The sequence below is a fragment of the Dinghuibacter silviterrae genome, assembly GCF_004366355.1.
GTDB lineage: Bacteria > Bacteroidota > Bacteroidia > Chitinophagales > Chitinophagaceae > Dinghuibacter > Dinghuibacter silviterrae.
In genome coordinates, this window is record NZ_SODV01000001.1 from 1,067,615 (window position 1) to 1,093,787 (window position 26,173).

18 protein-coding genes are annotated in these 26,173 nt (G+C 56.2%); 13 read left to right on the forward strand and 5 right to left on the reverse strand.

Annotated features, from left to right (window positions below):
* Window positions 1-103: 103 nt before the first annotated feature.
* The 7 genes from EDB95_RS04730 to EDB95_RS04760 all read left to right on the forward strand — a co-directional run bounded on the left by EDB95_RS04730 (window position 104) and on the right by EDB95_RS04760 (window position 10,280).
* Window positions 104-1,723 carry a glucoamylase family protein gene (locus EDB95_RS04730; RefSeq protein ID WP_246073509.1) on the forward strand — a complete coding sequence of 540 codons (1,620 nt, stop codon included), beginning with the start codon at window positions 104-106 and terminating at the stop codon, window positions 1,721-1,723.
* 11 nt (window positions 1,724-1,734) lie between these two features.
* The gene (locus EDB95_RS04735) at window positions 1,735-3,111 is read left to right on the forward strand and encodes a glucoamylase family protein (RefSeq protein WP_133991081.1); all 1,377 of its coding nucleotides are present in this window, start codon (window positions 1,735-1,737) and stop codon (window positions 3,109-3,111) included.
* A gap of 4 nt (window positions 3,112-3,115) precedes the next feature.
* On the forward strand, window positions 3,116-4,828 hold the full coding sequence (locus tag EDB95_RS04740) for a family 43 glycosylhydrolase (RefSeq protein ID WP_133991083.1): 1,713 nt from the start codon (window positions 3,116-3,118) through the stop codon (window positions 4,826-4,828).
* A gap of 10 nt (window positions 4,829-4,838) precedes the next feature.
* A complete protein-coding gene (gene bglX / locus EDB95_RS04745; protein ID WP_133991085.1) occupies window positions 4,839-7,172 on the forward strand; it encodes a beta-glucosidase BglX in 2,334 nt (777 codons plus the stop codon).
* A gap of 5 nt (window positions 7,173-7,177) precedes the next feature.
* Window positions 7,178-8,533 (forward strand): glucoamylase family protein, encoded by a 1,356-nt coding sequence (locus EDB95_RS04750; RefSeq protein WP_133991087.1) that lies wholly within the window; start codon window positions 7,178-7,180, stop codon window positions 8,531-8,533.
* Window positions 8,534-8,623: 90 nt separating this feature from the next.
* Window positions 8,624-9,283, forward strand: a complete 660-nt coding sequence (locus EDB95_RS04755) for a GDSL-type esterase/lipase family protein (protein WP_133991089.1) — start codon at window positions 8,624-8,626, stop codon at window positions 9,281-9,283.
* Between the two features lie 85 nt (window positions 9,284-9,368).
* Complete coding sequence (locus EDB95_RS04760) at window positions 9,369-10,280, forward strand: metallophosphoesterase family protein (RefSeq protein WP_133991091.1); 912 nt, start codon at window positions 9,369-9,371, stop codon at window positions 10,278-10,280.
* A gap of 6 nt (window positions 10,281-10,286) precedes the next feature.
* On the opposite strand, the gene paaE is transcribed toward EDB95_RS04760, so the two are convergent.
* Complete coding sequence (gene paaE / locus EDB95_RS04765; protein WP_246073512.1) at window positions 10,287-11,339, reverse strand: 1,2-phenylacetyl-CoA epoxidase subunit PaaE; 1,053 nt, start codon at window positions 11,337-11,339, stop codon at window positions 10,287-10,289.
* 64 nt (window positions 11,340-11,403) lie between these two features.
* Window positions 11,404-11,973, reverse strand: a complete 570-nt coding sequence (locus EDB95_RS04770; protein ID WP_133991093.1) for a TetR/AcrR family transcriptional regulator — start codon at window positions 11,971-11,973, stop codon at window positions 11,404-11,406.
* Between the two features lie 91 nt (window positions 11,974-12,064).
* On the opposite strand from EDB95_RS04770, the gene EDB95_RS04775 reads away from it, so the two are divergent.
* A complete protein-coding gene (locus EDB95_RS04775; RefSeq protein ID WP_133991095.1) occupies window positions 12,065-12,988 on the forward strand; it encodes a PfkB family carbohydrate kinase in 924 nt (307 codons plus the stop codon).
* A 177-nt stretch (window positions 12,989-13,165) separates the two neighbouring features.
* Window positions 13,166-14,155, forward strand: a complete 990-nt coding sequence (locus EDB95_RS04780; RefSeq protein WP_133991096.1) for an aspartate-semialdehyde dehydrogenase — start codon at window positions 13,166-13,168, stop codon at window positions 14,153-14,155.
* On the opposite strand, the gene EDB95_RS04785 is transcribed toward EDB95_RS04780, so the two are convergent.
* From EDB95_RS04785 to ligA, 3 genes are all read right to left on the reverse strand, one after another.
* Entirely contained in the window at window positions 14,152-14,829 is a 678-nt protein-coding gene (locus tag EDB95_RS04785) for a DUF2461 domain-containing protein (protein ID WP_133991098.1), read from the reverse strand. The genes EDB95_RS04780 and EDB95_RS04785 overlap by 4 nt on opposite strands.
* Window positions 14,830-14,873: 44 nt before the next feature.
* Complete coding sequence (locus tag EDB95_RS04790; RefSeq protein WP_133991100.1) at window positions 14,874-15,446, reverse strand: HNH endonuclease; 573 nt, start codon at window positions 15,444-15,446, stop codon at window positions 14,874-14,876.
* Between the two features lie 85 nt (window positions 15,447-15,531).
* Complete coding sequence (gene ligA, locus EDB95_RS04795; protein WP_133991103.1) at window positions 15,532-17,616, reverse strand: NAD-dependent DNA ligase LigA; 2,085 nt, start codon at window positions 17,614-17,616, stop codon at window positions 15,532-15,534.
* A 112-nt stretch (window positions 17,617-17,728) separates the two neighbouring features.
* On the opposite strand from ligA, the gene EDB95_RS04800 reads away from it, so the two are divergent.
* The 4 genes from EDB95_RS04800 (at window position 17,729) to EDB95_RS04815 (ending at window position 26,171) form a co-directional block, all read left to right on the forward strand.
* Entirely contained in the window at window positions 17,729-18,466 is a 738-nt protein-coding gene (locus tag EDB95_RS04800; RefSeq protein WP_246073513.1) for an NUDIX hydrolase, read from the forward strand.
* 78 nt (window positions 18,467-18,544) lie between these two features.
* Window positions 18,545-21,502: an alpha-amylase family glycosyl hydrolase gene (locus EDB95_RS04805; protein ID WP_162852483.1), complete on the forward strand. Its 2,958-nt coding sequence runs from the start codon at window positions 18,545-18,547 to the stop codon at window positions 21,500-21,502.
* Between the two features lie 54 nt (window positions 21,503-21,556).
* Window positions 21,557-24,550, forward strand: a complete 2,994-nt coding sequence (locus tag EDB95_RS04810) for a SusC/RagA family TonB-linked outer membrane protein (protein ID WP_133991107.1) — start codon at window positions 21,557-21,559, stop codon at window positions 24,548-24,550.
* Between the two features lie 34 nt (window positions 24,551-24,584).
* A complete protein-coding gene (locus EDB95_RS04815; protein WP_133991109.1) occupies window positions 24,585-26,171 on the forward strand; it encodes a RagB/SusD family nutrient uptake outer membrane protein in 1,587 nt (528 codons plus the stop codon).
* Window positions 26,172-26,173: the final 2 nt, after the last annotated feature.

Below are 26,173 nucleotides of genomic sequence, written 5' to 3' on the forward strand. Positions count from 1 at the left end.
GGATAAATCAGCAAGGTTGCCGGCATGGAAACATGACCGGTGACCTTGTCCTTTCCTGTGTCTTATGATTCGAATAAGCATTCTTTGCTGTTGCCTTATGGGGATGGCTTGTAAAAAGGGTGGAACACAGGCTCCTACCCCCCCGGCGTCTTTTAGTTTCAATACGGTGAGCGTAAATGGCACGACCAGCGGGCTAACCTACAGAAACGTGAACAGGTTGCCGGTGGTGCAGTTGTCTTTCACGGCCCCCATCGAACAGGCGTCTATTGCGAACGCAGTTACTTTTACAGACAATACCGGCACGAAAGTGCCTTATACGGTAACCCTCGGGCAGAATGACAGTATGGTTGTCGTACAACCCTCATCCGCCCTTCAGGCCATCACCCCTTATACGATCAATGTCTCTGTTGCATTGACGTCCAAGGGAGGCGGCAGCCTTCAGTCCGCCGTGGGTATCCAGTTGACGACCGCCCTGGATTCGACGGATAAATTTCCAAGGATCAGTGACTCGGCATTACTGACCCTGGTGGAGCAACGCACCTTTGCCTATTTCTGGGACTTTGGTCATCCCGATTGCGGGATGGCCAGAGAGCGCAACACGTCGGGGGATGTGGTGACAACGGGGGGGAGCGGTTTTGGCATTATGTCTATCCTGGTGGGGATCTACCGCAATTTTATCAGCCGTGCGGACGGGTTGGCCAGGGTTCAACGGATCGTTACGTTTCTCACCGACAGCGCCCAGCGATACCACGGGGCCTTTCCGCACTGGATCAACGGCGCCACCGGGGCGACGGTACCCTTTAGCGCTGAAGATGACGGGGCGGACCTGGTGGAAACGGCTTACCTGATGGAAGGCCTGCTAACGGCCCGCCAGTTTTTCAATTCACCGGCGGACTCCGCGGAAACTGCCCTCCGGGCGGCGATCAATGTCCTTTGGACGGGTGTCGACTGGGGATGGTTCCGTCAGAACGGACAAAACACCTTGTATTGGCATTGGTCACCGGACTATGCATGGTCGACCAATCAGCAGATCAACGGTTGGAACGAGGCGCTGATCACTTATATACTGGCGGCTTCCGCGCCGGTCGACAGCATACCCAAAGTCGTGTATGACGATGGATGGGCGGGGAACGGATCGATCCGGAACGGCAATGCTTATTACAATGTCAACCTGCCTTTGGGTCCCGCGGAGGGAGGCCCGCTCTTTTTTGCTCATTATTCCTTTTTAGGACTCGATCCCCGGGGACTTTCCGATGCTTATGCGGGTTACTGGAACCAGGACACGGCCCAGGCCACGATCAACTACCGGTATTGTGTCGCCAATCCCCTCCAATATTATGGCTATAGCGCCGACTGCTGGGGACTGACCGCAAGTGACGACAACGTCAGTGGTTATTCGGCGCATAGCCCGACCAACGATCTTGGGATCATTTCCCCCACGGCGGCGATCGCTTCCCTGCCCTATACCCCCACGCCTTCGATGAACGCGTTAAGGTTCTTTTATTATACCCTGGGGGATAAGATCTGGGGGCAATATGGCTTTACCGACGCGTTTAACCTGACCAACGTTTGGTTTGCGACGTCCTACCTCGCCATCGACCAGGGCCCCGAGATCATCATGATCGAGAATTACCGGAGTGCGCTGCTTTGGAATCTTTTTATGAGCTGTCCCGAAATAAAGAACGGGCTCCGGAACCTGGGTTTCCAGGATACGGGCCACTAACCCCGACATGTATGCGCCGCCTGCTTTTCCTTTTCACAGTGATCACTGTCCACGGCCAGTCAGACATCCCGCCGGTGGGGATCATCAAAGGGCTCTCCGATTCCGCCTTGCTGGACGTCGTTCAGCGGCAGACGTTTCGTTACTTTTGGGAATTCGGTCATCCCGTGAGCGGGCTGGCGCGCGAGCGGAGCAATACGATCCGGGCCGACTATTTCTGGGACTACGCGAACGAAGCCTACAACGAACCCAACTTTAGCAAGGGGACGTATGGTCCGGAGACCTGTGCCATAGGGGGCACCGGTTTTGGGGTCCTTGCTACGATCGTGGCCGTGCAGCGGGGTTGGATCGGGCGTGATACCGCGCTCCGGCGGCTGGTCAAGATGGTTGATTTTTTGAACAAGGCGGACAGCTATCATGGAATTTTCCCCCATTTCATGAACGGCGAAACCGGCAAGACCATCCCTTTTGGAAAGCTCGACGACGGCGCAGACATCGTGGAAACGAGCTACCTGATGATGGGTCTTTTGTGCGCCCGTGCCTATTTCAACGGTGATAGTCCCTTTGAAAAATATTTCCGGAACCGCGTGACGACCCTTTGGAACTGCGCCGACTGGAACTGGCATGCCAAAGGAGCGAACGCACTGCTTTACTGGCATTGGAGCCCCCGGAACGACTTCGACATGAATTTCCCCATCCGGGGCTGGAATGAATGCCTGATCACCTTTATACTATCGGCCGCATCTCCGACCCATCCCATCTCCCCGGACGTATACTACAACAGCTTTGTCAACAGCGCTTCTTATTTCAACGGGAAAACCTATTACGGGTACAAGCTACCGTTGGGTTTTGAGTACGGGGGACCCTTGTTTTTCGCCCATTATACGTTTATGGGCATCGATCCCCACGGGCTAAAGAGCTATCACGTCGACTATTGGGAACAAAACCTCCACCATACGCTGATCAACCGGGCGTATTGCATCGACAACCCCAAAAAATACAAAGGGTATGGAGCCGATTGTTGGGGTCTTACGGCCGGGGACAGTTACAAAGGGTATGTGGCGCATTGTCCGGAGGAAGACCTGGGCGTCATCCAGCCGACGGCGGCGCTTTCTTCCATGCCCTACACACCGGAGTACAGTGTGCAGGTGTTGCGCCACTTTTACTACGATTTGGGCGACAAGATCTGGAGCCCTTATGGTTTCGTCGACGGTTTTTGCGAAACAAAAGACTGGTATGCCCAGTCCCACCTTGCCATCGACCAGGGACCCATCGTCGTCATGATCGAGAACTACCGGAGCGGGCTGATATGGAAACTGTTTATGCAGATACCGGATGTGCAAAACGGGTTAACGAAGTTGGGTTTTGAAACACCCTGGATCAAAAAATAACGGAATGTCTACAAATTTCACTTTCGTTCTGCTCCTACTGACGCTTGGCGCCTCCGCCCAGCAGCAAACCTATTGCAACCCCGTCAACCTCGACTATGGTTATATCACCATCCCCAATTTCATGACCTGGGGCAAGCACCGCGCCACCGCGGACCCCGCCATGGTCGTCTACAAGGGGGACTTCTATCTTTTTTCTACCAACCAGGCGGGCTACTGGTGGAGCGGGGACATGCTCCATTGGCACTTCAATGCGCGTAAATTCCTGCGTCCCTGGAACGGTGGCTATGACGAGCTGTGTGCCCCCGCGGTGGGGGTCATCGGGGACACGATGATCGTGTTCGGGTCGACCTATACTTCCAACTTCAGCGTCTGGATGAGCACCGATCCGAAAAACAATGTATGGAAACCCCTGGTCGATTCTTTTGCGATCGGCGGCTGGGACCCCGACTTTTTTACCGACGATGACGGCCGGCTATACATGTATAACGGCAGCAGCAACCGTTATCCCCTCTATGGCGTGGAGCTTTCGCGGAAGACCTTCGAGCCCATCGGTGGACGAAGGGAAATGTACCTCCTCGAACCCTGGCGGTATGGCTGGCAGAATTTCGGGGAATACATGGACAACACCTTCCTGGATCCTTTTATCGAAGGCGCCTGGATGGCCAAACATAACGGGAAGTACTACCTCCAATACGCCGCACCGGGCACCGAGTTTTCCGGGTACGCCGATGGGGTCGTGGTGGGTGAAAGTCCGCTTGGGCCGTTTACACCCCAGTCTGATCCGGTGTCCTATAAACCCGGAGGGTTCGCCCGGGGTGCGGGTCACGGCAGTACCTATCGGGACCCTTTTGGCAATTGGTGGCACGTGTCCACCATTTCAATTTCGGTGAAAAACAATTTCGAACGCCGCATCGGCATCTGGCCCGCCGGGTTTGACAAAGACGGGGTCCTCTTTTGCAATACCGCCTTTGGCGACTATCCACTTTCTCTAAAGGATGGGCACTTCATGGGTTGGATGCTTCTCAACTATAAAAAACCGGTGCAGGTATCCTCCACCCTTGGGGGTTACAACGCAGACAACGCCGTTGATGAAAATATAAAGACCTACTGGAGCGCCGCGACAGGTGACAAAGGAGAATGGATACAAACCGACCTCGGCGCCGTCTTTACCGTCCGGGCCGTTCAGATCGACTATGCCGATCAGGACGCCACGCTGGTGGGCAAACAGAGCGGCATCTGCCATCAATATATTTTGTATGCGTCTGATGACGGGAAGCATTGGCGCGTCCTTGTGGATAAAAGCCGAAACAACCTTGACGTCCCCCACGACTATGTGGAATTCTCCGTGGCGGCCCGGACCCGGTTCGTCAGGATGGTAAACGTCCACGTCCCCACCGGGAAGTTCGCCCTCAGCGGTCTCCGCGTCTTTGGAAACGGCGACGGGCCCCGCCCCGATAGTGTACATGACCTCATCGTGCTCCGGACCGAAAAGGACAAACGCAGCGCATGGATCAAATGGCGGCCCGTGGACAATGCTTTTGCATACAACATATATACCGGTCTTGCCCCGGATAAACTGTATAATTGTATCATGGTTTACGATGCCAATGACTATTGGTACAAAGCTATGGACAAGGAAAAAGCATACTATTTCTCCATCGAAGCGATTAATGAAAATGGAGTGTCCGGGAGGACGCCACCGCTTCGCGTGGAATAAATCATGATATATGAGAAAAACACTTCTTTGCGGCATCGCCGCGACCTTGCTCACCGGCGCCGTTTCGGCGCAACAGGCAGCGCCGGCCACCCCTCGCCCCGCGACCCGTGCCGCCGCAGGTGCCTCCGCGCCCGCCCGCATGACCACCTTCATCGACGCCCTGATGAAAAAAATGACCCTCGCCGAAAAGCTGGGTCAACTCAACCTCCCCGGCGCCGGCGACATCACGACGGGCCAGGCGTCGAACTCCGACATCGCGGGCAAGATCCGCAAAGGGGAGGTCGGGGGCTTGTTCAACATCAAGTCGGTAGACAAGATCCGGGCCGTGCAACAAATCGCCGTGGAGCAAAGCCGGTTAAAAATCCCCTTGATCTTTGGGATGGACGTGATCCATGGGTATGAGACAGAGTTCCCGATCCCGCTGGCGCTTTCGTGCACCTGGGATACGGGGCTCGTGGAAAAAAGCGCCCGTATCGCAGCCGTGGAAGCCAGTGCAGACGGGATTGACTGGACCTTTAGCCCGATGGTGGACATTGCGCGGGACCCGCGCTGGGGACGGATCGCTGAAGGGAATGGGGAAGATCCCTACCTGGGATCCGCCATGGCGAGGGCTATGGTGAAGGGGTACCAGGGGGACAATTTTAACAGCGGGCGCACCATCATGGCCTGTGTCAAACATTTTGCGTTGTACGGGGCGGCGGAAGCGGGGCGGGATTATAATACGACGGACATGAGCCCCGTCAGGATGTATAACGAATACCTGCCCCCCTATAAGGCGGCGGTAGACGCGGGGGTGGGCAGCGTGATGTCTTCCTTTAACGACGTCAACGACGTGCCGGCCACGGCCAATAAATGGCTGATGACCGACCTGCTGAGGCATCAGTGGGGCTTTCGTGGTTTTGTTGTGACGGACTATACGGCCATTAACGAGCTCATTGCCCATGGGCTGGGGGACCTCCAGGTCTGCTCTGCCCGGGCCCTGATGGCGGGGATCGATATGGACATGGTGGGCGAAGGTTTTCTAACGACCCTGCCGGCATCCCTGAAAGAAGGCAAAGCGACGCTGGCACAGATCGACCTTGCCTGTCGGCGGATCCTGGAGGCCAAATACAAACTCGGTCTTTTTGAAGACCCCTATCGCTATTGCCAGCCGGAGCGCGCCAAAACCGATATTTTTACCTCGGAGCACTTGCAGGCGGCCCGTGACATCGCGGCCCAAAGCTTTGTCCTGTTGAGAAACCAGGGAGACGTCCTTCCCTTGAAAAAGGGCGGTTCGATCGCGTTGATCGGTCCTCTGGGGGACACGCGTGAGAACATGGTGGGCACCTGGGCGGTGGCCACCGACGGGAGCAAAGCGGTGTCGGTGGCCGATGGTCTTCGCGCCGCCCTCGGCAACCAGGGCACCGTTACCTACGCGCGTGGCGCCAATATCGTGGGGGACTCCCTTTACAACAACCGGATTAGTGTCTTTGGCAAAAATACAAACTGGGACAGCCGCCCCGCGGACGACATGATCGCGGAAGCGGTGGCATTGGCGGCGCAATCGGACGTGGTGGTCGCGGCCTTGGGCGAATCCGCGGAAATGTCGGGGGAATGCAGCAGCCGCTCCGACATCAGCCTCCCCGAGAGCCAGGAACGCCTCCTCAAAGCGCTTATAAAAACCGGTAAGCCCGTCGTGCTGGTGTTGTTCACCGGCCGCCCGCTGACCATCCCCTGGGAAAGCCAGAATGTACCTGCCATCCTGAACGTATGGTTTGGGGGTACGGAGGCAGGGAACGCCATCGCCGATGTTCTTTTCGGAGACGTCAACCCTTCCGGCAAGCTCACCACGACCTGGCCCCAGAACGTCGGACAGGTGCCGCTCTATTACAATCACATGAACACCGGCCGTCCCTTACCGGAGAACGGCTGGTTCCAAAAGTTCCGGTCCAACTACCTCGACGTGTCTAACGATCCCGTGTATCCCTTTGGCTACGGACTGAGCTATACCCATTACCAATACAGCGCCGTCACGTTGAGCACCGCCAGGGCCAAGGGCAACCAGCCGGTAACGGCTTCCGTGACCATCACCAATACGGGCGCCAAAGCGGGGAAAGAGGTCGTCCAGCTTTACCTCCGCCAGTTGGTCGGCAGTATTACCCGCCCTGTCAAGGAGCTAAAGGGTTTTCAAAAGGTCGACCTGGCGCCCGGGGAAACAAAGACGGTGTCCTTCCGGCTCACCCCCGCCGACCTCAAATTCTACAACGCCGATCTGCGGTATGATTGGGAACCCGGGGACTTCGATGTCATGATCGGTGGGAATTCCAGGGATGTGCAAACCGCCCGGTTGAGCTGGGCTAAATAGATCGCATGCGCAACAAAATCATTCTCCTGCTGGCAGCTTTGTCCCTCGCCCCGTGGTGGCACAGGGCGTCCTCGGCAATGGGCGCCCGGCCGCCCGTGGCCGACACCAGCATTTACCAAGCTCCGCGCGAGCGCAACCTCTCGGACTCGGCGTTGCTGGACCTGGTCGAGCACCAGACTTTCCGTTATTTCTGGGACTACGCCCACCCCGTGAGCGGGCTCGCGCGGGAACGAAGCAACACGACTTTTGACTATGGGGACGAGGTGGTCACCACCGGCGGGTCCGGGTTTGGCATCATGGCCATCATCGTTGCCACCGAACGCGGCTGGATCAGCCGTGATTCGGCGGTGGCCCGGATGAACAAGATCGTCCGTTTTTTGTGGAAGGCCGACAGCTATCACGGCATCTTTCCCCATTGGATGAATGGCGCGACCGGGAAAACCATTCCGTTTAGCCGCAAAGACGACGGGGGGGACCTCGTCGAAACCAGCTATATGTTCCAGGGATTGCTGTGCGCCCGCCAGTATTTCAACCGGGATAACAACGCCGAGCGCTCCATCCGCGACCATATCAACTGGATGTGGGACCAGGCCGAGTGGAACTGGCATACCCGCGGCGGTCTCGATTTGTTGTACTGGCACTGGAGCCCAAACAACGGGTGGGCGATGGACTTCGAGCTGAGGGGGTATAACGAAGCCCTTATCACCTACATTCTCGCGGCCTCGTCTCCGCGGTACGCGATCGACCCCGCGGTCTATCACCGGTGCTGGGCCCAAAGCGACCACTTCCGCAATGGGAAATCCTATTATGGCTATAAGCTGGCACTGGGCTTCGACTACGGCGGCCCGTTGTTCTTTAGCCAGTATTCTTTCCTGGGACTTGACCCGCACGGCCTCAAAGACGAATACGCGGATTATTGGATCCAAAATCTGAACCATACCCTCATCAACTATACGTACTGCACTAAAAACCCCGAACACTTCAAGGGGTATGGCCCCGATTGCTGGGGACTTACCGCCAGCGATACGTATGATGGGTACGACGCCCATTCCCCTACCAACGACCACGGCACCATTTCCCCTACCGCGGCCCTGTCCGCGTTTCCCTACACGCCCCAGTATTCGATGGCTGCCCTCCGGCACTTTTATGATGACTTGGGCGACAGGATCTGGGGGCAATATGGTTTTGTAGACGCTTTTAACGAAACGCGAAACTGGTATGCCCAATCTTATCTTGCCATCGACCAGGGACCGGTCGTGGTGATGATCGAGAACTATCGCTCGGGGTTGTTGTGGAGGCTTTTTATGAGCTGCCCGGAGGTGCAACGCGGGCTTACCCGGCTGGGGTTCGCGACGCGCTGAGGTGCAGTGGGCGCGCCCGCACGGCATTAGCACAAATTAATTTGGAAAACCCTTGGGATCGGCCCAAATTAGCAGTTACAATAAATGCCCATGCGTTGTCTAAAAGTCATTTTACTCTTCCTGCTGGCGGGCGCCGCTTTGAACACGAAGGCCCAGGAAAAGCCCGCCTTCTGGAACGACATACAGGCCTTCAAAGCCCAGGACAGCGTTCAGCCGCCGCCCCAAAATGCCATCCTTTTCATAGGCAGCTCTTCTTTTACAAAATGGACCGACGTGGCCAGCTATTTCCCGGGGTACACCATCCTCAACCGGGGTTTCGGCGGGTCCACGCTCCCTGACGTTACGCGGTACGTAGACGACATCGTCACGCCCTACCACCCGAAGGAAATCGTGATTTATTGCGGGGAGAACGACATCGCCGCGGGTCTTGACTCCAAGGTGGTCGCCGATCGTTTTAAAGACCTTTTTACCGCCATCCGCACCCGGTTCCCCAGCGTACCCATCGGCTTCATATCCATGAAACCCAGCCCGAGCCGTGTGCAATTCCGGCATTTGCTCACCCAGGGGAACCAGATCATCAAGAATTTCCTGTATACGCAGCAAAATACCTTTTACGTCAACGTCTTCGACCTGATGCTGGACGCTTCGGGAAACTACCGGCCGGACCTCTTTCAAAGCGATATGCTCCACATGACCGCCGCGGGGTACGCCATCTGGGCGAAGGCGATCACGCCGTATCTCATGAAGTAGGGGCCGCCCTCGGATCACGGGCGCGGGCCGCGCCTTTACGATTTCATAACCCTTGTGGGCGGCGAGTTTTCCCTATTTTGCCGCCATGCAACGCAGAACGCTTCTCAAAAACCTGGGCGGGCTACTCCTGGCCCCTACTGTCGGCGCACCGCTCCTAAGCGCGGCAAACGTGTCAGGCGCGCCAGCCCTGCGGGTCGCCCACCTCACCGACATACACCTGAGAGACATGCTGGACGCCCCCCGGCATTTTACCGACTGTCTGCACAACCTCCAACGCCTGGACAAACCCGTGGACCTGATCCTCAACGGGGGCGACATCGTTTTCGACATGAACAAGGAGAACATGGACATGATCGACGCGCAATGGAAGCTGGTCAAGGGGATCATGCGCTCGGAGTGCAGCCTGCCGGTTCATTATGCGTTGGGGAACCACGACATCTGGTGGAACGAGCAAGACAAAGACCAGGTATTCTATGGGAAAAAATATTCGATGGACCAGCTCGAACTGGCGAAGGCATACTATGCCTTTGAAAAAGGAGGCTGGAAGTTTATCGTCCTTGACAGCGTCCACCTGGACGTCGACAATACGTGGTACATCGGTAAGCTGGGCGACGAACAGTTTGAATGGCTGAGCAAAGAGCTGGACGCCACCGACCCACAAAAGCCCGTTCTTATCCTCTCCCATATCCCCATCCTGACGTCCACCGTCCTGGTGGAAGACAATATCGTCAACCGTTGGGAGGTCCTGGGCGGTCAGATGCACACGGATACAGCGAAGATCATCGCGCTTTTCTACCGCCATCCCAATGTAAAGTTGTGTTTAAGTGGCCATATTCACCTTCGCGAGAAACTGGTCTACGACAACCTCACCTTTCTTTGCAACGGGGCGGTCAGCGGGGCCTGGTGGAAAGGGAACAATCGCGAAACCGCGCCCGGGTACGGGTTGATCGACCTCTACCCGGACGGAACGTTCCAAGAGCAGTACGTGGTGTACTAGCCCTGCTTATTTCGTATCGAAATCGACGATGACTTCCGGCGTCCTTGGATGCGCCTGGCAGGTCAGGATATACCCCGCGGCGAGCTCATCGGGTTCCAGGGCGTAGTTCGCGTCCATGTCTACGGATCCTTTGACCAGCTTGGCCCGGCAAGTACAACAAACGCCTCCCTTACACGCAAAGGGCAGGTCGGCTCCTTCGGACAAGGCGGCGTCCAGGATGGAGGCGCCCCCATACCCCAGGTCGAACGCGAAGGACAAGCCATCCAGTTTGACGGTGACGTGGCTTTGAAGACCGGGGGAAGCAACGGTGGAAGGAGCGGCACTGGCGAGGGTTTGCCCCGGCGTGGTGAACAGCTCGAAATGTATCTTCTTTTCCGGGATGCCGCGGCTCTCCAAAAAAGCACGCACACCAAAGATCATCGTCTCGGGTCCGCACAAAAAGAATTCGTCGGTCTGGTCCAGGCGGATCAGGCTGGACGCCAGTAGGGCACATTTCTCCGCGTCGATCCGGCCCTGGAAAAGGGGGATGTCGGTTCTTTCCCGGCTCAGGATGTGGATGACCCGGAAACGCTCTATATGGAGGTTTTTCAGGCCTTCGAGCGCTTCTTTAAAGATAATGCTCCCCCGTCCCTTGTTCCCGTAGACCAAGGTGAACTGGCTGTGGGGCTCGGTCTCCAGGGTGGTCTTGATGATGGACAGGATGGGCGTGATGCCGCTCCCCGCGGCGAAGGCCACGTATTGTTTGTGTTGGGTGGGGTCGAGGGGCGTAAAAAAACGGCCGGAGGGGGGGAGGACTTCCAACCGGTCCCCCGTTTTCAACGTGGAGGCGTGTGTCGAGAAAAGACCCTGTGGCACCTGTTTGACGGCAATCCTCAGCTCGCCTTCCCCGGGTGCCGAACATATAGAATAGGAGCGGCGGACTTCGGCTCCATCGAGCGTGGTCCGGACGGTGATGTTCTGGCCCTGGGTAAAATGGAACGTAGAACGGAGGTGTTCCGGGATGTCAAAAGCTATCGAGACGCAATCGGGGGTTTCCTTACGGATGTCTCGGATCGTCAATGATTCAAAATGCACGGCAATCGATTTTTGTTCGGCCCGGCGAGCGGGCGCAGGGAGACGGAGACTATTTGCGAAGACCACCGACCAGGTAGGCCACCATATTGTCTTCGACCTCCTGCTCGTTGATGGCCTTCCGGGAGCGGTGCCAGTATTCTATGCCACCGATGGCAGAGAGGAAGGTAATAACGGCCACATACGGGTCTATGTTTTTCATTTCGCCCCGGTCGATCCCTTCCTGGACAAGGTCCGCGAGCCTGCGGCGGTAGCTCCGGCGCTGGTTTAGGAAATTGGACAGATAGGGCTCGGGGAGGTGTTTCCACTCGTGGTCCGACACGTAAACGTGTTCGTACTCCTCCAGCATCATACGGATGTGGATCCGGATGATGTCCTCCAGCTTTTCGACCGTGGTTTTCTGGCTTCTTTCCACGGCATCCATGTGGGTCAGAAACTTGTTGGCGACCTTGAAACAGATCTCCTGGAGTATCTCCGATTTAGACTTGATATGGTTGTACAAGCTGGCGGCTTCGATGCCGACGGCCTCGGCCACGGTGCGCATGGAGGCGCCGTTATAGCCGTACGTACGAAATAACTGAGCCGATTGGGCCACGATTTCATCCCTTCTTTTGCTGCTCATGTCAGGAAATGTTTGGTACAAACGTACGTAAACCTGCACCAAAATCAATATTAGTGCACTACCTTTGCCATGCTTTAATAAAAAAAGATATATGTCGATCATCGCTGTAGGCAGCATGGCATTTGACGCCATAGAAACACCTTTTGGAAAAGTAGACCGGATCATAGGGGGTGCGGCTACATACTTTGCCTACGCGGCGAGCAATTTCGTGACCCCCATCCGGGCGGTATCCGTCGTGGGGAACGACTTCCCCGAAGCCGAAATGGCGGAGCTCAAACGCCGGGGGGTGGCGGTAGACGGAATTGAGGTCGTGAAAGACCAAAAGTCGTTTTTCTGGAGCGGCCGCTACCACCTGGACATGAATACCCGGGACACGCTGGTCACCGACCTGAACGTCATGGGGAACTTCAACCCCGTCATCCCCGACAGCTACCAGGGGTCGGAATTCCTGATGCTCGGGAATACGTTGCCCAGCCTGCAATCCAGCGTCATCCGCCAGTTGAAGAAGCGGCCCAAGCTGATCGTGTTGGATACCATGAATTTTTGGATAGAAACGGCGCTGCCTGACCTGAAGGAAACACTGTCCATGGTGGATGTCTTGATGGTCAACGACAGCGAAGCCCGCCAGCTGACCGGCGAATATTCGATCGTCAAGGCGGCCAAAAAGATCCTCCAGATGGGGCCTTCCTACCTGATCGTCAAAAAAGGCGAACATGGCGCCCTTTTGTTTCACGACAACCACGTGTTCTTCGCGCCCGCCCTGCCGCTGGAAGACGTCTTCGACCCCACCGGGGCGGGAGATACTTTTGCCGGGGGGTTTTTGGGTCACCTCGCCAGGACCCGCGATGTCTCGTTTGAAAACATGAAAACGGCCATCATCATGGGTTCCGCCATGGCCAGCTTTTGCGTCGAGAAGTTCGGCCCCGAGCGGCTGAAAGAGGTGACGCTGCAAGACATTGAAACGCGCGTGCAGCAGTTCGTGGAATTGGTACAGTTCGACATTGATTTGGTGTAATCCGCAAGTTGCCCTATTTTTACCCCGCGAATGAAACAAATAATGAAACATATTAAGTGCAGCAAGAAGCGTCCCTCTCCAGGGGAAGGTGTGTAGCACTTTGGTATGAGTCACCAAAAATAAGTACAGGCCCTCCCCGAAAAGGAGGGCTTTTTTTTTAGACATCAAAAAAACAAAATGAAAGTCGCCGTTGTGGGTGCTACCGGACTAGTAGGCACCAAAATGTTACAGGTATTGGAAGAACGCAACTTCCCCGTTGATGAGCTGATTCCCGTGGCCTCCGCCAAGAGCGTGGGGAAAGAAGTCAAGTTCAAGGGGAAGGCCTACAAGATCGTTTCCGCTGACGACGCCATCGCGGCAAAGCCCAATGTGGCCATCTTTTCCGCAGGAGGAAGCACGTCCCTGGAGTGGGCACCCAAATTCGCGGCGGCCGGGATCACCGTCATCGACAATTCTTCCGCCTGGCGTATGGACCCTACCAAAAAGCTGGTTGTCCCCGAAATCAACGCGGACGCCCTGACGCCGGAAGACAAGATCATCGCCAACCCCAACTGCTCCACGATCCAGATGGTGGTCGCCCTGGCGCCGTTGCACAAGGCCTACCAGATCAAGCGGATCGTAGTGTCCACCTATCAAAGCGTGACCGGGACCGGTGTCAAAGCGGTGACGCAACTTTTTAACGAGCGCGCGGGCGAGGAAGGAGAAAAGGCGTATGCATACCCCATCGACCTGAACGTCATTCCCCAGATCGACGTCTTCCTGGACAACGGGTATACGAAAGAAGAAATGAAGATGGTCAACGAAACGCGCAAAATCATGCGGGACGACTCGATCCGCATCACCTCGACGACGGTGCGCATCCCGGTGGTCGGCGGGCATAGCGAAAGCGTGAACGTGGAATTTGCAAAGGACTATGCACTCCCTGATGTGCGCAGCCTGCTCGAAACCGCTCCCGGTGTAGTGGTGGTGGACGAGCCGTCCAAGGCCCAATATCCCATGCCGCTGAACGCCCACGAACGCGACGAAGTGTTTGTCGGACGGTTGCGCCGGGACGACTCCCAGCCCAATACGCTCAACCTCTGGATCGTCTCCGACAACCTCCGCAAGGGGGCGGCCACGAACGCGGTCCAGATCGCCGAGTACCTCGCAGGGAAAGGATGGCTCTAGGCGTCCTCGTGCTCGATCGCGCGATTTAAAAAGTTCAACAACGGCTGCAACGCCTCAAAGGCCTTCAGGACATTTTTCAAGAGCGCCTTGTCCGTCAACTCCGCGTCGGAAATCGAACGAATGGCTAAATAGCTTTTCAGCTTCAGGTATTCCGCCGCGGGGTTGTCTTTTTCATACCCCTTGGGCATGGTGGACAGGCTGTATTCGCCCTTGAGGATTTCCCCGTATTGCGTGACGAAGGCTTTTGCCTTGACTATTTTTTGAAACTCGTCCCAGCAGTAGTCGATCTCCTGGCGGATCTTTTTTACCTCTTTGGCTTCGGGCATCCAGAGACCGCCGCCCATAAAGCTTTCACCCCCGGGCTGGATGTGGATGTAATAACCGGCGTAAATGGATTTCTTGCCGCCCCGGTCGAGGGAGGCACCCATGTTTGTTTTGTACGGAGCCTTGTTTTTGGAGAACCGGACGTCCCGGTTGATGCGGAAAAGACAGTCTTTCGCCTTCAGCGTGCGGAGGTCTTCGTCCTTTTTGGCATGGGCGTCGAGTACTTTTTGAATAAAATCAGAGAAGTCGCCTTTGGCGGCGTCATAGGCGTCGCGATGGGCGTCGAACCAGGGTTTGTTGTTGTTCTTAGCCAGTTGCTTCAGGAACTGAAGCGTCGAAGGTTGTAGCATAGGGGCAAAAATAGGAGTTTCCGCGGACCCGCCGCGGGTGCGCCCTATTGCACCCCGCTCCAGTTCTCCCCGCTGCGAATACGGTACAACGTCATTTCGCTAACGCCGTATTTATCGGCCAGTTGGCGATAGGTATACTTCCGCTTTGGATCGGACAGTGTCGCTTTGATGCGTTTGACCTGGGATACCGTTAGCTTCAACCCCTTGGAGTGGGCCGCCTTTTCGCGCTGACGCTGTTTGTAGGCAATCTTGTCCGGGCTGAGCTGCTGGTGGGCGCTCATTTCCTCCAGGGTGGCCCAACGGAGGTTGCGGGCGCTGTTGTCCAGCTTATTGTGGTTGATGTGGATGACAAAACGATGCCGGGACGAGGGTTTGGGGTGGAACAGGCGGGCGACTTCCCGGTGGATATAGATCGTCCCCTTGTTGCCCGGGCGGTGAAGGTTGAGGGTGCGGTACCCCGTGGTGATGGACCCGTTGAGGAGCTGTCCGTCCTCCATAAGGGATTCCGTATAGCTGCATGCGCGGCCTTGATTCGAGATGGCGTACTGTTTGCGCATATCCTTCCAACCGGAAAATTGAAGCGGCTTCCAAACTTCGCCTGGGATCTTTTTGATCATAAAGAGGATTTCCTTTTAAAGATACGAATCCCTTTTTGTACATGCAAGAAGGTGAAATCACGGGGGTGGACCCGGGAAGGATACCTCACGCCCGTCCAACCAGCGCCAGGAACGCCTCCTCCGTTAGAATACGGATACTGCTTATTTTTTTGGCCTTTTCCAGTTTGGAGCCGGCGTCCTCCCCGACGACGAGGTAATTCAGCTTGCTGCTGACCCCGCCCAGGATCTTCCCGCCGTTTTGTTCCACGAGACCCTCGGCTTCACTGCGGGTCATTTGTTGCAAGGTGCCCGTGAACAAGAAAGTCTGGTCCTGGAGGGCGCCCCCGGTCGCCGGGGTAGAATGGGTGTTGCGCAAGTTGAGACCCAGGGATTCGAGCACGGACAGCATGTGGAGGTTGTCCTTGTTGTGGAAAAACTGGTAGATGCTGCCCGCCACTTTTGGACCTACGTCCTCCAGCTCCAGGAGCTGTTCCTCGGTGAACCCGGCGAAGTCGAGGAGGTGGTCCACCGCCTGGGCGAGGGTTTTGGCGGTGGTTTCGCCTACGTAGCGGATCCCCAGCGCAAAAATAAGCCTGTATAACGGCTGGGTCCGGCTGGCGTCTATTGCGGTCTGGAGGTTGGTCATTGATTTTTTGCCAAACCCTTCGAGTTCCGCGATTTTGTCAAAGGGGAGGGTATAGATGCCGGGGACGTCTTTGAGCCAGCCGAGCTCATAAAAGCGGCGCACGTTGGCTTCGCCCAGGCTCCGGATGTCCATGGCGTCCTTTGATACAAAATGGATGATGCGTTCCACCACCTGGGCGGGGCAGTTGATGTTGACACAGCGCCAGACGGCTTCGCCCTCCGGTTTGACGAGCGGGTCGCCGCAGACGGGGCAGTGCTTGGGAAAATGAATGACTTTCTCGGACCCGTCGCGCAATTCCGGCTGGGACTTGACGATATAGGGGATGACGTCCCCGGCCCTTTCCACCAGGACGGTGTCGCCTAACCGGAGGTCTTTTTCCCGTACATTTTCCTCGTTGAACAGGGAAACTGAAGTGACGGTCACCCCGCCGATACCGACCGGGTCGATCTTTCCGACCGGTGTCACGGCCCCGGTCCTGCCTACCTGGAATTCTACCTTCCGGAGCTTGCTGGTGCCCTGGCGGGCCTTGAATTTATAGGCGATGGCCCAGCGGGGGTGGTGGGTGGTCATGCCGAGCCGGTCTTGTACCGCGAGGTCGTCCACCTTGATGACCATCCCGTCGATCTCGTAGGGGAGGTTGTCCCGTCCTTGTTCGAATTCCAGACAATAGTCGATGACGGCCTGTATGCCTTTGAAGACCCGTTTTTCTTTTTGGGGGCTGCGGAAGCCCAGGTCCCACAACATTTCGAGCATACCCGAGTGGGTGTGGGGCGTCTCAGAAGCGCCGGTCGGCGTCCAGTAGCTCACATGGTAGAGAAAGGCCTCCAGGTTGCGCCGCCCCACCTCTTTGGGGTCCTTCATGCGGAGCGACCCCGCCGCCGCGTTCCGCGGATTGGCCAGGGGCGCCAGGTTTTGCTCCGCCAGCTGGTCGTTGAACTTTTTGAAATTGGCTTTATTGATGAGCACTTCTCCCCGGATCTCGACCTGTTGGATACCGTATTTGGAAAAGGCCGCGGAGAGCGGCACGGAGCGGATCTGGCGGATATTGACGGTAATGTCGTCCCCGCTGACGCCGTCTCCGCGGGTGGCGCCCCTGGTGAGGAGGTCTTGTTCGTAGATGAGGGAGATGCTGGCGCCGTCGAACTTCGGCTCGACGCAATAGGTCATCTCCTCGTGGCCGCTCAGCTCCCTGGCTTTGCGGTCCCAGTCGAGGAGGTCGTCGGCGTTGTAGGAGTTTTCAAGGGACAACATCGGTACGAGGTGGGCCACCGTCGGAAAGTCTTTGGAAAGGTCTTTAGCTACCCGTTGTGTGGGCGAGTCGGGGGTGATCAGCGTGGGATCGGCGGCTTCCAGGTGCTCCAGCACCTTGTAGAGTTTATCGTATTCCTGATCAGCCAGGAGCGGGTCGTTGAGGATGTAATAACGGTTCTCATGGAAGCGCAGCACTTGGCGAAGGTCGTCCAGTCGGCTTACAGAAATTTTTCTGTCGGCCGCCAGCTGCAGGAGTTCGTTGGTTAACTCGGTATAATACTTAGTGTTATCCATCAGTGTGTGGGGTATTCTTGACCCGTAAAAATAGCCCCCCTTTTGGGCAGAAAATATTAATGTGTAATATTTACACAAATCTTTTTATAGATTTGTCCCCGAACGTTTGCTTATGAACAGGAGCTTGCCACTAACCGCGGGGAAGGGAGCCTTGATCCAGGATGCTGTACAAATGGTCGCTTCCTATCCCAAAACCGCCCTCACCGTTGACTGCGTCATCTTCGGGTTTGAGGAGAATGAATTAAAAGTATTGCTGATCCGGAGCGACCTCCAGGCCTACAAGGGGCTTTGGACCCTGCTGGGGGACGTCGTCCGTGAAAGCGAAGACCTGGGGGACGCCGCTTACCGGGTCCTGAGGGAGCGGACGGGTCTGAACGATATTTTTCTGGAACAGGTCCAGACCTTTAGTTCCCCGGGCCGGCATCCGGGGGGAAGGGTGACCACGGTCGCCTTTTATTCCCTGATCAACATCCGCCACCACCGGCTAAAAACCCTGGACAACGAGGTCCACTGGCACAACCTCCAGTCGATAGAGGCCATGGGTTTTGACCACAAGGACATTTTAGACGTCTGTCACCAGCGCCTCCAGCGCCGGGTACAGGAACACCCGCTGGGTTTCAACCTGTTGCCCGACAAGTTTTCGCTCCGGGAGCTCCAGAACCTGTACGAAGCCATCCTGGACATAAAACTGGACCGGAGGAATTTCCGGAAGAAATTTTTTTCCATGGACTTCCTGATCGATACCGAGGAATACGAGGTGGATGTACCCCACCGGCCGGGTAAACTTTACAAGTTCAATTTCCAGAAATACCAGCGTCACCAACGGAAGTGGTTTGGAATCGATTTCTAGTGGGCGCGAAAATTATTTTTATATTGTGTAAAAAATACACATTTTTGTACCGCGATTGCAGCTTGCTATATGCCTAAAATGAACGACAACGCTTATGAGAAGGTTCGCCGGCAGGAAAAGACATCCCTTCCGGCATGGATACGAATGTTCGCACGTCTGTCGTTTCTGCTGATCGCGACCGCCGGGACGACCCCGGGAAACGCACAACTCCTGACCGGCAGCCCTACTTTTCCCCAGGATACCAGTACGATTACCATCACGCTTGATGCCACCTTAGGCAACCAGGGTCTGCTGAACTATTCGGATCCGGCGCATGTATACGTCTATACCGGTGTGATTACGAGCGCCAGTACGAGCGCCTCGGACTGGCTGCACCTGCCCTTCTCCAACTGGAGTGCGGATACAACCGCCGCGGCGCTGGCCACTTATCTGGGGAACAACAAGTACCAGTATACGATTCACAACATCCGTTCTTTTTACAACGTACCGGCGGGGGAAACCATCGAGAAAATCGCCATCCTTTTCCGGAGCGCCGACGGCAATACCGTTCAGCGCAACACCGACGCCAGCGACATGTTCCTGACGGTATATACCGGCGCGCTGGCGGGCCAGTTTACGGCCCCGCCCTTCCAACCGTTGTATACGCCTGCCCCCCAGCCGCTCAGCCCGGCGCAGGGGAGCACGCTGCCGGTGACCTTTGTCACCAACCAGGCGGCGAACCTGCAACTGTGGTATAACGGTACCAGCGTAGGCACGGCCACCGGCGCCACATCCGTACAGGCCACCCTGTCCGTGGCAACTACCGGTAACCAGCAAGTGATCGCGACTGCCAGCGCGGGGGCGACCAGCATCAGCGATACGATCAACTTTTTTGTAGCGGGGGCGACCACGATTGCGCCTTTGCCCGCCGGCATACAGGAAGGGATCAACTATTTACCCGGTGATACCTCCGTCGTGCTGGCGTTTTATGCGCCGTTGAAACACAAGGTGGTCGTGGTGGGGGACTTTAACAACTGGACCCAGAACACCGCCTACCAGATGAACGAAACCCCGGACAGCAACTACTACTGGATACAGATCAACGGGCTTACGTCGGGGACGGAGTATGCGTATCAGTACGTCATCGACGACAGCCTGCAACTGGCGGATTATAATACCGAAAAGGTGCTGGACAAAAGTGTCGACCCGACGATCCCGGCGGCCACGTATCCCAGCCTGAAGACATTTCCCACAGCAGCGAAAGGGACGCTGGCGAGCGTGATCCAGACCGGGCAAACGCCCTACACCTGGCAGGTGGCAGACTTCCAAAGACCGGACAAAAAAGGGCTCATGATCTATGAGCTTTGGCTGGCGGATTTTACCACGGCCGGGAACTGGCAGGCGCTCATCGATACGCTCAGTTACCTCAAAAACCTTGGCGTAAATGCCATCGAAGTGGAACCCATCTGCAACTTCGAAGGATCGAACAGCTGGGGGTATAATCCCAACTTCTACTTTGCACCGGACAAGGTCTATGGCACCGCCACGGATGTCAAACGTTTTGTGGATGCGTGTCACGCCCAGGGGATGGCGGTCATCATGGACCTGGTGATGAACCACTCCTTTGGCAGCTCCCCGATGGTACAGATGTACTGGAACGGCAGCCTGGGTGTACCCGCTGCGAACAGCCCCTGGTTCAACCAATACCCTACCCATGGGGACAATGTCGGCTATCAGTTCAACCACGAAAGCCCGGCCACCATCGCCTTTACAAAGCGGGTCATCAATTATTGGCTGACCAACTATCACGTAGACGGCTACCGCTGGGACCTCGCCAAGGGTTTTACGCAAACGCGCACCTGTGACGCAACGGGCAACAACTGCGACATCAATGCCTGGGGGAACTATGACTCCAGCCGCGTCCGGACCTGGGATACGATCTACAACCAGATGCAGGCCGCCTCTTCCGGGAGCTATTGCATCCTGGAAATGTTCGCGGCCACGAACGAACAGGTCGACGAGACCAACGCAGGTATGCTGGTCTGGCAAAACATGAATTCCAATTACAACCAGGCCACGATGGGGTACAGCAACCCCTCCTGGGACCTGAGCGGGGGGATCTTTTCCGCCGCCGGGTACGGCCAGCCGGGCCTGGTCGTTTACCAGGAAAGCCACGACGAAGAACGGCTCCAATACAAAAACGAAACCTACGGGAACAGCAGCGGCGCGTACAACGTAAAAGACACGGCCACCGGGTTACAACGGGACGCCGCCGCCACGGCTTTCTGGGCCATGACACCGGGTCCGAAAATGCTCACCGAGTTTGGCGAACTGGGCTTTGACTATTCGATCAACTGGTGTACCAACGGAACCGTGGACCCTTCCGGTTCCTGCCGGCTGACACCAAAGCCTATCCGCTGGGACTATCTCTCCGACACCAGCCGCAAAAAGCTGCACGACGTGTATGCGGCGATGCTCAAACTGAGGGGTAAATACTCGGACCTCGCCACGGCGACCTGTACCTATTCGCTGGGCAATGCTTTCAAGACCTTGCTCCTCACCGCCCCGGATCTGAGCGTGATGGTCATCGGCAACTTCGACGTGGTGTCCTCCACCGGTTCCGTGACCTTCCCCACCCAGGCCGTCTGGTATGAATACTTTACCGGGGCCGGGTTTCAAGCGACGGGGTCTCCCCAATCCATCACCTTGCAGCCCGGAGAATACCGGGTTTACCTTAGCCAAAACCTATCCCTCACGACCCCGGTGACCAGCGTACCCTTAAGGGACGACAGCCTGCTGGTAAAGGTCGTGCCAAATCCCGCTTCTGCCGACGCCCAGGTGCAATTCAGCATCCCGGATGCGGGCACCACCACCTTATCCGTTTTTAGCATGACCGGTCAGCAGTTGGGTGTGCTCAACTTAGGCTATATCAGCCCGCACACGCAGCAGGTGACCCTCGCATCCATTACCGGAAACGCCTTCCTTTCGCCCGGTGTATACTGGGTCAGGCTGGGGGTAGGCGACCGGTTTAACATCTGTCCATTTGTGAAACAATAGCATAACCCGTCCCTTGAAATAAAAGTTTAGATCACTAAAGAAAACTGTTTATTTATGCGATTGAGACAATTACTAACGACTTATGTCTTGCCCTGTCTTTTGCTGCTTTTCTGCTCGCTGGGTGCCTTTGCCCAGACGAGGACGGTGACAGGCAATGTCACGGATGTGAACGGGGTGCCCGTTGCCGGCGCTTCCGTGACGGTGAAGGGTGGAAAAAGAGGCGCGGTTACGGATTCTTCCGGGAATTTCCGGCTGACAGTGCCCGCTTCCGCGACAAGCGTCTTCATCACCTCTATCGGGTATAAGGCGCAAGAGGTGCTACTCACTGCCAGCGGCGCGCTTATGGTGCACCTGCAAACCGGTGCCTCCGAGTTGAACGACGTCGTAGTGATCGGGTACGGCACCCAGCAGAAAAAAGACCTGACGGGATCGATTTCTTCCGTCTCCTCCAAAGATTTCCAAAAGGGCGCCATCACGAGCCCCGACCAGTTGATCGCGGGGAAAGTGGCCGGGGTGTCGGTGACCACCAGTGGCGGGCAACCGGGGAACTCCAGCGTCATCCGCATCCGCGGCCTGGCCTCCCTCAACGGGAACCAGGACCCGCTGATCGTGCTCGACGGCGTTATCCTTCCGTCCATCAAAAACCCGGACGGGACGTCTACCATCTCGGGTATAGCAGATCCCTTGTCCCTGATCAACCCCGACGATATTGAAAATATCACTGTACTGAAAGACGCTTCCGCAGCCGCCATATATGGCTCCCGTGCATCCGCCGGTGTGATCATCATCACCACCAAAAAAGGAAGGGGTGGAAAGCCTGTCTTCAATTTCAATACACAGAACACGGTAGGCACGGTGGCCAAGTACGTAGATGTGTTGTCCGCAGACCAGTTCCGGGCTTATGTAAATGCCAATGGCACCGCCACCTTCAAAGCATTGCTCGGGACGGCCAACACCAACTGGCAAAAACAGATCTATCAGACGGCACTGACCACGAGCGACAACTTCAGCGTCACCGGAAGGTCTGGATTCCTTCCTTACTCGGTGTCCGTGGGGTATCTCGGCCAAACAGGTATTTTGAAGACGGACGAACTGCAACGCGGAAACGTCTCCATCCACCTTACCCCTTCCTTTTTTGACGAGCACCTGAAGGTTGAATTGAATGTTACCGGCGCGCACACCCGGTCCAGGTTTGCCAACCAGGGCGCCATTGGATCCGCGGTAAGCTTTGACCCCACGCAGCCTGTGTATCAGGCGAACAGCTCCTTCGGCGGTTATTTCGAATGGCTCAAAGGCGGTCAGCTCAATGCCCTGGCCACGCGTAACCCGGTCGCCCTCCTGAAACAATACAATTCCATCGGTTATGCGGACAACAGCATCGGCAATGCCAAGCTCGACTATAAATTCCACGGCCTCCCCGAGCTCCACGCTATTCTCAACCTTGGGTACGACGTAGCCACGGGTCACGGAACCACGGACATTCCGGCAGACGCGGCCCAGGACTTTGCCCAAACACCCGGACCGGGTCTGCACAGCCGGTACAAGCAGAACAATACCTATACCATGAGCGAGTTCAGCCTTAACTATGTCAAGGACCTGCGCTCCATCAAAAGCAACATCAACGTGCTGGGCACGTATGGGTACTACAACACCCTGACGACCCCCTACAATTATGCCAGCATCGACGCCGCGAAAGACACGATTGCCAGCACGGTTCCGCTCTACCCGACGTCTCCGCAGGAACATACCCTGATCTCCTACATCGGGCGTGTCATCTATACGTACGATCAGAAGTATATCCTCACCGCTTCCATCCGCGACGACGGGTCCTCCCGTTTCTCCCCCCAAAACCGTTGGGGGACCTTCCCCGCCGTATCCGCGGCCTGGAGAGTCAGCCAGGAAAACTTCATGAGGTCCGTTCATTGGCTAACCGACCTGAAGCTGAGGGGCAGTTATGGTGTCACAGGGAACCAGGATGGCATCGGTAACTACGAGTACATTCCTTCCTACTATCTTTCCCAGAACGGGTCCCAGTATAAGTTCGGAAGCACGTATTACTATATGTATACGCCCTCGCCCTATTACTCCGGTCTGAAGTGGGAACAAACGACCTCTGCCAACGTCGGCCTTGACTTTGGTCTGTTCAACGGACGGTTGAGCGGCAGTGTAGAATACTATCATAAAAACATTTCCAACCTCCTGAATAACGTGTTTATCCCGGTTGGTTCCAACTTCACCAACCAGTTTACCATCAATATCGGGAGCATGATTGACGAAGGGGCGGAATTCACCCTGAACGCCATCCCGGTCAAGACGAAGGATCTTGAATGGAGCTTTAACTTCAACTTCGCTTACAACAAGAACAAGATCACCAAGCTCACCGCCAACCAGAACGACCCCACCTTTTACGGGGACCAGGTCGGCTCCATCGGGGGTGGTACCGGGAATACGATCCAGATCAATACCGTGGGCTACTCTGCCTATTCCTTTTATGTGTACCAACAGGTATACGGCAAGAACGGGAAACCGTTGGAAGGCGTATACGTCGACCGCAACCGTGACGGTGTGATCACGCCGTTTTCAGACCAGTACCACTACAAGTCGCCTTTTGCACCGGTCGTCCTGGGCTTTAGCACCGCCCTGGATTATAAGCGCTGGACCCTGAGCATCGTGGCCCGTGCCAATATCGGGAACTATGTATACGACAACGTGGATGCAGGTCTTGGCGTCACCCAGTACATCCAGAACCCGCTCCAGTTCCTGAGCAATGCCACCACTGACATTTACAACACGAACTTTTACGCAAACCAATATTTTTCAGACTACTACGTAAAGAACGCCTCCTTCCTGAAGGTGGACAACATCGGGCTGGGGTACAACTTCGGCAAGATTACCAAAAACATCAACCTCCGGTTGAATGCAAACTGCCAGAACGTATTCGTTATAACCAAGTATAAAGGGGTGGATCCGGAAGTCTATGGGGGCATAGACAACAACCTCTATCCCAGGCCAAGGAATTTCACGATTGGCGCAGCCCTGGGCTTCTAATTCATCGTAAATAATACCATAAAGAACTTCGAATATGAAAAACGGTTTTTTAACAATAGCAGTGATGTCGGCCCTGGGGGTAGGGACCTTGGTATCCTGTAACAAGGACCTGAACCGACAGCCGTATAACACCACAACGGCCTCCGAGGTGTTCAGTACGCCGGCGGGGGCCAAAGAGGCGCTGGCCAAAGTGTACGGCGCCTATGCCCTGACAGGCAGCAGCGGTTCCGCCAGCTCTGACCTGGGCGGGATTGACGCAGGTACGTCCGACTTTGTCCGTTTGCTATGGGACGCCGATGAGCTGTCCACAGACGAAGCGGTCTGTGCCTGGAATGACCCGGGAGTACCCGACTTCCACAATATGTCCTGGAATTCAAGCAATGTCATCCTGCTGGGACTTTATGCCCGTAGTATTTACCAGATCACGGTGGCCAACGCTTTCATCCAGCAGGCCTCAGCCGTCAAGGGCAAGTTTACCGGCAGCGACGCAACCGACCTCGCCAATTACGTCGCGGAGGCCCGTTTCCTGCGGGCGTTCCAATATTCGGAACTGATGGACCTTTTCGCCAACCCGCCCTTTGTAACGGACCAGGATCCGATCGGGTCTTATATACCCAAACAGATCAGCCGCTCCGATCTCTTTGCGTACGTGGAGTCCGAGCTCAAAAACCTGGACAGCACCAACGCCATGGTGGCCGCCGGTCATAATGAATACGGGCGTGCCGACCAGGGCTGCGTGTGGGCGCTCCTTGCGCGCGTATACCTGAACGCAGCCGTCTACACCGGCACCGCGCGGTATACGGACGCCATCACTTATTCCTCCAAGGTCATCAATTCAGGCGTGTATAAGTTGATGACGAAATATGCCAACCTCTTCGAGTCGGATAACAACCTTAACAATACGGAGCAGTTGCTCTCCATCTCCTACGATGGGATCAATACCCAGAACTATGGGGGGACGACCTTTATCATCAATGCGGCGATCGGAGGCTCTATGGTGCCCGCCAACTACGGGGTACCCGGCGGCGGATGGGGCGGTAACCGTGTAACGTCCAATATCCCGAACCTTTTCCCCGACCTGACCGGGACCGCGGATAAGCGTTCGATGTTTTATACCAGCGGACAGACGGAGGCCATCGCCGCCATCGGGACATTTACAAATGGTTTGGCGGTCACAAAATTCACCAACCTTACGTCCACCGGTGCCACGCCGGCCGGAGCCAGCGTTTATGCCTCCACCAGCTTCCCGCTTTTCCGCCTGGCAGAGCAATACCTGATCTATGCAGAGGCCGTGCTCCGCGGGGGCACAGGCGGCACCGCCGCCCAGGCCCTGGCAGACGTCAATACGGTCCGCGAAAGGGCCTATGGAGGTGTCTCGGGTGACCTGACCTCGCTGACCCTCCAGAATATCCTGGACGAAAGAGGCCGGGAATTGTATTGGGAATGTTTCCGCCGTACCGACCTGATCCGGTACGGGTTGTTTACTACCGGCAGTTACCTGTGGCCCTGGAAAGGAGGCGTCTCCTCCGGAACGGGTGTGGATGCGCACTACAACATCTTCCCCATCCCCGCCACGGACCTTAATGCCAACGGCAACCTCACCCAAAACCCCGGGTATTAATC